Source organism: Streptomyces sp. CB02366 (assembly GCF_001905905.1).
Lineage (GTDB): Bacteria > Actinomycetota > Actinomycetes > Streptomycetales > Streptomycetaceae > Streptomyces.
Genome location: NZ_LIVT01000021.1, coordinates 38,405 through 44,404 on the forward strand (window position 1 = coordinate 38,405; position 6,000 = coordinate 44,404).

6 protein-coding genes are annotated in these 6,000 nt (G+C 65.4%); 4 read left to right on the forward strand and 2 right to left on the reverse strand.

Annotation, left to right across the window (positions count from 1 at the left end; all coding sequences use genetic code 11):
• Nucleotides 1-102: 102 nt before the first annotated feature.
• Nucleotides 103-893 (reverse strand): IS5 family transposase gene (locus AMK24_RS32895; protein ID WP_107427507.1). Its coding sequence is split into 2 segments (ribosomal slippage): nt 103-578 and nt 578-893, totalling 792 coding nucleotides; the frame shifts between segments, so codons are not numbered across the junction.
• 92 nt (nt 894-985) lie between these two features.
• Entirely contained in the window at nt 986-1,561 is a 576-nt protein-coding gene (locus AMK24_RS35500) for a pentapeptide repeat-containing protein (RefSeq protein WP_079190721.1), read from the reverse strand.
• A 355-nt stretch (nt 1,562-1,916) separates the two neighbouring features.
• Between AMK24_RS35500 and AMK24_RS30700 the strand changes: the two genes are divergently transcribed.
• From AMK24_RS30700 to AMK24_RS30715, 4 genes are all read left to right on the forward strand, one after another.
• Nucleotides 1,917-2,915, forward strand: a complete 999-nt coding sequence (locus AMK24_RS30700; protein WP_073772167.1) for a DUF4238 domain-containing protein — start codon at nt 1,917-1,919, stop codon at nt 2,913-2,915.
• A gap of 273 nt (nt 2,916-3,188) precedes the next feature.
• Nucleotides 3,189-4,319 carry a replicative DNA helicase gene (locus tag AMK24_RS30705; protein WP_073772168.1) on the forward strand — a complete coding sequence of 377 codons (1,131 nt, stop codon included), beginning with the start codon at nt 3,189-3,191 and terminating at the stop codon, nt 4,317-4,319.
• A gap of 541 nt (nt 4,320-4,860) precedes the next feature.
• A complete protein-coding gene (locus AMK24_RS33805; RefSeq protein WP_073772175.1) occupies nt 4,861-5,382 on the forward strand; it encodes a hypothetical protein in 522 nt (173 codons plus the stop codon).
• A 191-nt stretch (nt 5,383-5,573) separates the two neighbouring features.
• On the forward strand, nt 5,574-5,816 hold the full coding sequence (locus tag AMK24_RS30715; protein ID WP_073772169.1) for a helix-turn-helix domain-containing protein: 243 nt from the start codon (nt 5,574-5,576) through the stop codon (nt 5,814-5,816).
• The last annotated feature ends 184 nt before the right edge of the window (nt 5,817-6,000 follow it).

Here is a 6,000-nt window from a genome sequence, read left to right on the forward strand (position 1 = left end):
TGGCGTGAGGGCGGCTCCCCGCTGGTAGCGGCGGCGGTCAACGACAGCCCGCCCATCACTCGCTCGAGTGGTTGTTGAAGAGGTTCAGAGCTCGTAACACGATCATGGTCGGGTCCTCTTGAGGCGTCGGTAGCAGATGAGGCTGCAGGCGGGGGAGACGAAGGCGTCGTGGAGTTCGGTGCGGCGTTCCCAGCGCACAGCGAGTCGTTTGAAGTGGTGGAGCAGGGCGAAGGTCTGCTCGACGACGTAGCGGAGCTTGCCGATGCCCTTGATGTTGGGTGATCCCTTGCGGGAGATGACGGGCAGGATTCGTCGGCGACGCAGCTCGTCGCGGTTGAGGCTGGAGTCGTAGCCTTTGTCGCCGAGAAGGGCTTCTGGTCGTCGGCGGGGCCGGCCGGGGCGGCCTGCGACGGGTGGGATGCCGTCGACCAGGGCGAGGGTCTGGGTGACGTCGTTGACGTTGGCCGCGGTCGTGATGACCTTGAGCGGGGTACCGCGTCCGTCGCAGATCAGGTGGTGCTTGCTGCCCGTCTTCCGCCGGTCGACCGGCGACGGACCGGTGTCGGCGCCCCCTTTTTCGCGCGGATGTGTGAACCGTCCACACACGCACGTGACCAGTCGAGTTCGCCAGCCGCGTTCAGCTCGGCGAGCAGGACCCGGTGCAACTGGTCGAAGACTCCTGCCTCCTGCCACCGCTCCAGTCGGCGCCAGCACGTCTGCCCCGAGCCGAACCCCAGCTCCAGCGGCAGGAGTTGCCAGGCTATGTCGTTGTACAGGACGAACAGGATGCCCTGGAGGCAGAGCCGGTCCGGCACCGGCCTCGGCCCCGGAGACCGCTCCGGCCACGGCGGCAGCAACGGCTCGACCAGAGCCCACAACTCATCGTCCACGATCCACGGTCGGGTACCCACACCTTCACGAACGGCCGAATCATCACACCGGTAACGGCCAACCAGGACGATTCAGCAAGATCGTGTTACGAGCTCTAAGCGTCACCGCTGAAAGTTGCTCGTTCGAACGAAACGCCCTCTTCGAAGGTGGCCGAACTGAAAACTGCGTCGCCCTGAAAGGTGGCCTCAGAGAATGATGTTCTTCCCCTCATGGTCGCGGAATCAAATCGAGCGTCCCTGAGAGTGGCGAGTGCAAACCATGCGGAACTGTTGAATGTTACTGAGTTGAAGCTGGCGTATTCATGAAAAACTGTAGAGTTGAAATCCGCGGCATCGTCGAACGTGGCAGATTCGAAGTCTATTATGCCCTCGAATGTTGCCGAATCGAACCGGCCCTTTCCGATCCTGGGCTGCGAGGTCTCAGGATCGCGAAGTGCGTCGAGAAGAGATTTAAAGAGCGGTTCTGAGAAGGCGGTTCCCCGATGATCAACATCGCTGCCCGGGGCTAGCCCGGCTAGATAAGAATTACGGTCCGCATTGGAAAGATGAGCCAAACACTCCGTGTGGTTATAGACAGAAGCGCCTGTGCAACCGAACTGATTCTGAGGGCTGGCTCCCTCGCCGCAGTGTGTCCACGGAGGCGGAAGCAGGATGGGACCTTGGGACGACATACCTGAAAGACCATCTAGCGCCCTTAACGGTTGCGCTGGCTGACGGGCGAGTAAGACGCTGGCTGCGGTCTGCGCGACCCGGTGCGTCGAGCATCATCAGTGGTCGCTCTGGCGGACCTTGACGGGCACACCTGCACTGCCCGTACCCGCGTCGGCGATCAGTGCGCCACCTGCCAGGACGAGGCCCGTCACGCCCGGCTCGTCGCCGAGCTGCCCGTGACCACGACCGACGACGGCACCTGCCCCGGCGACACCAACCTCTTCGGCCGCGCCCCCATGCTCGGTGCCCCGTCCTGCGCTTGCTGCCCGCGGAAAATCCGTCTCGTTTGTCGGACCCGGTTGTCAGACTGGGCGGATGAACGAGGGATCACGCGCCCAGTGGCTGGCAGTGGCGCAGCAGATCGACGCCCGCATCGAGGAACTCCGACCCGAGGCCGAGCGTCACGTGGTCGGGCAGCACGTCATCTCCCGAGTACTGCTGAAGCGCTTCGCCGCGCCGTTCGGCAGTAACGGGCTCAAGCTCGTCCCTTTCAACCTTGACCACCCCGACCGTCTGCACAAGATGGCGAGTCCGCGCCAGTGCGGCAAGGTCCCGTACTTCGCCCGCTTCGCCTCTGCCTCCCTGGAACAGCTATGGGGCAAGCTCGAGACACGGATACCCGACGCCGCGCGCGCGGTGGATCGAGGTGACGTCTTCCAGCATGAACAACATGTGCAGACCCTGAAGGACCTGATCGCCTTGCATCTGGTCCGGTCGCTGAACTACCGCAAGGTCCATGAGCGCATCTTCACCAAGGTCTACACCGAGACCCGCACCGCCCTGCTCACCGACAAGTCCGAACTGCTGCGCCGCGCAGTACTGCAACGCAGCGGACTTCACCTCGCTGGACCACAAGGCCTAGCCGCCGCAGCGGACGAGATTCTGAGCCCGCACCTGGCAAACTTCGAGAACGGAGCGGACTTCCGGGCTCGGATCGAGGACACCTTCGCCAAGGCTAAAGAGATGATCAGCGGTGCCGGGTTGGAGATTCTGGTGCCGGCCGCCGGGGAGTTCCTCCTGGGCGACAACCCGGCCCTGGCCATCCAACAGAGTGAAACCAGAACCGCCTTCAACGTAGCGATTGGCGACTCCACCGCCATCGTGTTGCCTTTCGGCCCCAGGCACCTCTTGGTCGGACGGACCCCCCGCAATGGGATGAGCGTCACCACCGAGTACACAGTTGGCTTCCTCAACCGGCTGCAGATCGAGGCAGCGGAGGAGCGGGTCTACCTCCGCCCTCGTAGCGGACAAGATGCCATCGTCCGCGGGTACCTCAAACAAGGCATCCGAAGTGCCAGGGGGCTCACACGCTGATCTCCGGCCGTCTCAAGCCCGCCGCCGCTGCGATGCCGGCCCTCGCTCCACCATGGCGCCTCATCAGCCTCCCGGGACGGACCGCGAGGCAGTGGTGGAGGAGCGCCGCTGGGGCGGTCGGCGCCACATCGGCCGCCCGCGGGGGCGAGCCGCAGAGCGTGGTGGCTCGCCCCCGGTTCAGATGCGGGTCTGGATCCAGAAGGCGCTGTAGGTCACGAGGATGCCGCCCATGGTCCGCTGGCTCAGGAACGAAGCCGGTGTCTACTTCGTACGATGAGCAGCCACCACACCCTCGGCCACCGGCTGATCATCGAAGGCACTATCGACCGGGTCGGCGGACACGCCTACCTCTCCCAGCTGGTCACCGCCTGCCCCAACGCCTCCCTGGCCGTGGCCGACGCCGCGATCGTCCTGGACCGCGCCAAGCTCCGCCGCCTGGCCACCGCCGGCAACCACATCACCCAGATGGCCCTCGCCGGGCAGGGCGAGGCCGACGACATCCTGGGCGCCTCCGCCGCCGCGATCGGACAGGTCACCCAGACCACCGGCCCCGCCGCCCGCCTCGACATGGACGCCGTCATGGAACTCGTGGTGGACGAGATCGAGACCATCGAACGCGACGGCAAGCAGACCGGCATCCCCCGCGGCTTCACCGACCTGGACAACCTCACCAACGGCTTCCTGCCGAGCCAGGTGATCGTCATCGCCGCCCGCCCCGCCATGGGTAAGTCCACCCTCGCCCTGGACATCGTCCGCTCCGCCAGCATCAAGCACGGCCTGCGCAGCGCCTTTTTCAGCCTGGAGATGGGCGTCAAGGAGATCGGCATGCGGATGCTGTCCGCCGAGGCCCGCGTCGCCCTCCACCACATGCGCATGGGCACCGTCACCGCAGAAGACTGGAAGCGCATCGCCCGCGTCATGGACCGGGTCAGGCAAGCACCCATCGACCTCGTGGACGACGCCGTCGCCACGCTCACCCAGATCAAGGCCCACTGCCGACGCCTCAAGCAGAACGGCGGCCTGGACCTCGTAGTCATCGACTACATCCAGCTCCTCCAAGCAGGCGGCCGCCGCCCCGAGGCCCGCCAGCAGGAAGTCAGCGACATCTCCCGCAACATCAAGCTCCTCGCCAAGGAACTGGAAGTGCCCGTCATCGCCCGGTCCCAGCTCAACCGCGGCCCCGAACAGCGCACCGACAAGAAGCCCATGGTCTCCGACCTGCGCGAGTCCGGCTCCATCGAGCAGGACGCCTACGAGAAGTCCTCGCCCCGCGCCAGCGAAGCCGACCTCGATGTCGCCAAGCACCGCAACGGCCCCGCCTCCACGATCGCCGTCGCCTTCCAAGGTCACTACAGCCGATTCATGGACATGGCCTCCCAGAGCGACTACGGCCACGCCGGGTGAACCCACACACCCCACGCGCCACCCCTGACCTCTTGTGAAGCGCCCTCGACGCCCTCTCCAAGGCTGAACTTTCACCCGGGGTCCACTGCGGTCGCCGGGGTGGAGATCGGTGCCCAGGGGCTCCGGGCCACGATCGCCGCCGCGGCGCAGCTCCACTACAGCCGTTTCAACGACATGGTCACCGCCGGAAACTGAGCCAGAGTCCCCAGGGTGCCCAAGAAGCGTCGTGTGCGTTTCTGTTGCCGCCGATCTTCCTCCCCGGGCCCTCTGGGGGGCTGCCCGGCCGGAAGATCGGCCCCTGGGGCCCGTACAGGCGATCAAGGCCCGTCCGGCGCACGCATACCTGATGCGGAGTACGCATATGCCCAGCACAGAGCAGACATTACGACTCACCGTCGTCGCCCTCATGTGACGGCGCAGCACAGTTGCCAAATCAGCACGCTTGCTGGCAAAGGCCATGGACGTGCTTCGAGGGAGAGGTCAACTCCAGTCGCGGTAAGAGGCGTTGATGTCTAGGACTGTCGAGGCCAGAATCAGGGTCATGGGGGACAACACGCGCTGGATAGCTGTGATCACAGGGGCAACCGCGATCCTCGCTAGTTGGGTCACCGGTCGTGGAAGCTCACGTGCCGCACTCCACCAGGCGCGGACAGCGGCGGCCGCCCAGCAGGCTGAGCGGCAACGTGATGCTCGCCGTTCCGCGTATCTGGCCTTGATCGAACACATGCACACCGCCGGCGGCCTCTACCGCCAGTGGCACACGGCTGCAGTCGGTCGGACTTCGGACGTTCAGACCACCGATTTTCAGGGGCTGCGGATCCAGATCCGCGACAACTATCACCGTCAGTTCCTGCCTGCCCTGCACACCGTCAGGCTCGAAGGACCCGACACCGTATGGGCCGCTGCCGCGCAGGTGCAAAGCACGTCAACTAGCACATTCAAGCTCCTGGACGACGCCCTTCAAACTTCTGCGGTCGCGGATGAACTCCATCACTCCATCATCGCGTTCTGGAATGCCGTCGACGGCTTTGCCGTAACTGCGCGTACAGCCCTGCATCCGTAGAGCCGCCGCCACCTTCGCGTATCTGCGCGGCACCGTGGGGAAGTACATGCGGGGCATCTCAGCAGCGACTCTTTTTGAAGGACGCTTGCCAGCTAACCCGCCTTGCACTCGTCAACTATGGAGCGTGACGACGCTTTGGCCAGGGGTTGCCGAGCAGTCCGTTTGCCAACTGAGCTGCGTCGTCACACCTCATGCACCTGACCGGCGAGCGCCAGGCCGACCTCGCGGCCGGCCTCGGCCTGAGCCAGACCCAGATCAGCCGCAAGCAGGCCGGCACCGCCCCCTGGGCCCTCGCCGACGTCGACAAGCTCTCCGCCCACTACGGCATTCCCGTCGGAGACCTCCTGGTCGGCGTCGACCGCGCCGTCCACTGCCTGCCCGCCCGACGCCGCGCCCCGATGCCCGGCGCCGCCCAGCTCACCATCCACCCCTGACCCCAAGGCCGCCGCAACACGCCGCAGCCGCGGCGGCCTTTCTCACCGACATCGACTGCGTGCGGCTGGAGCTGTGATCCCCTTCGGGGGCACACTGGATTCCTGTCTGCACGGGAGGTGAAAGGACATGAGCGTTGCCCACAGCCACATCGGACCCTGGACGCTAAGAGCTCGTAACACGATC

Coding starts and splice junctions, on each gene's coding strand:
- AMK24_RS33805 (WP_073772175.1), top strand. CDS start 4,861: ATGGGGGACAACACGCGCTGGATAGCTGTGATCACAGGGGCAACCGCG.
- AMK24_RS30700 (WP_073772167.1), top strand. CDS start 1,917: ATGAACGAGGGATCACGCGCCCAGTGGCTGGCAGTGGCGCAGCAGATC.
- AMK24_RS30715 (WP_073772169.1), top strand. CDS start 5,574: ATGCACCTGACCGGCGAGCGCCAGGCCGACCTCGCGGCCGGCCTCGGC.
- AMK24_RS35500 (WP_079190721.1), bottom strand. CDS start 1,561: ATGTCGTCCCAAGGTCCCATCCTGCTTCCGCCTCCGTGGACACACTGC.
- AMK24_RS30705 (WP_073772168.1), top strand. CDS start 3,189: ATGAGCAGCCACCACACCCTCGGCCACCGGCTGATCATCGAAGGCACT.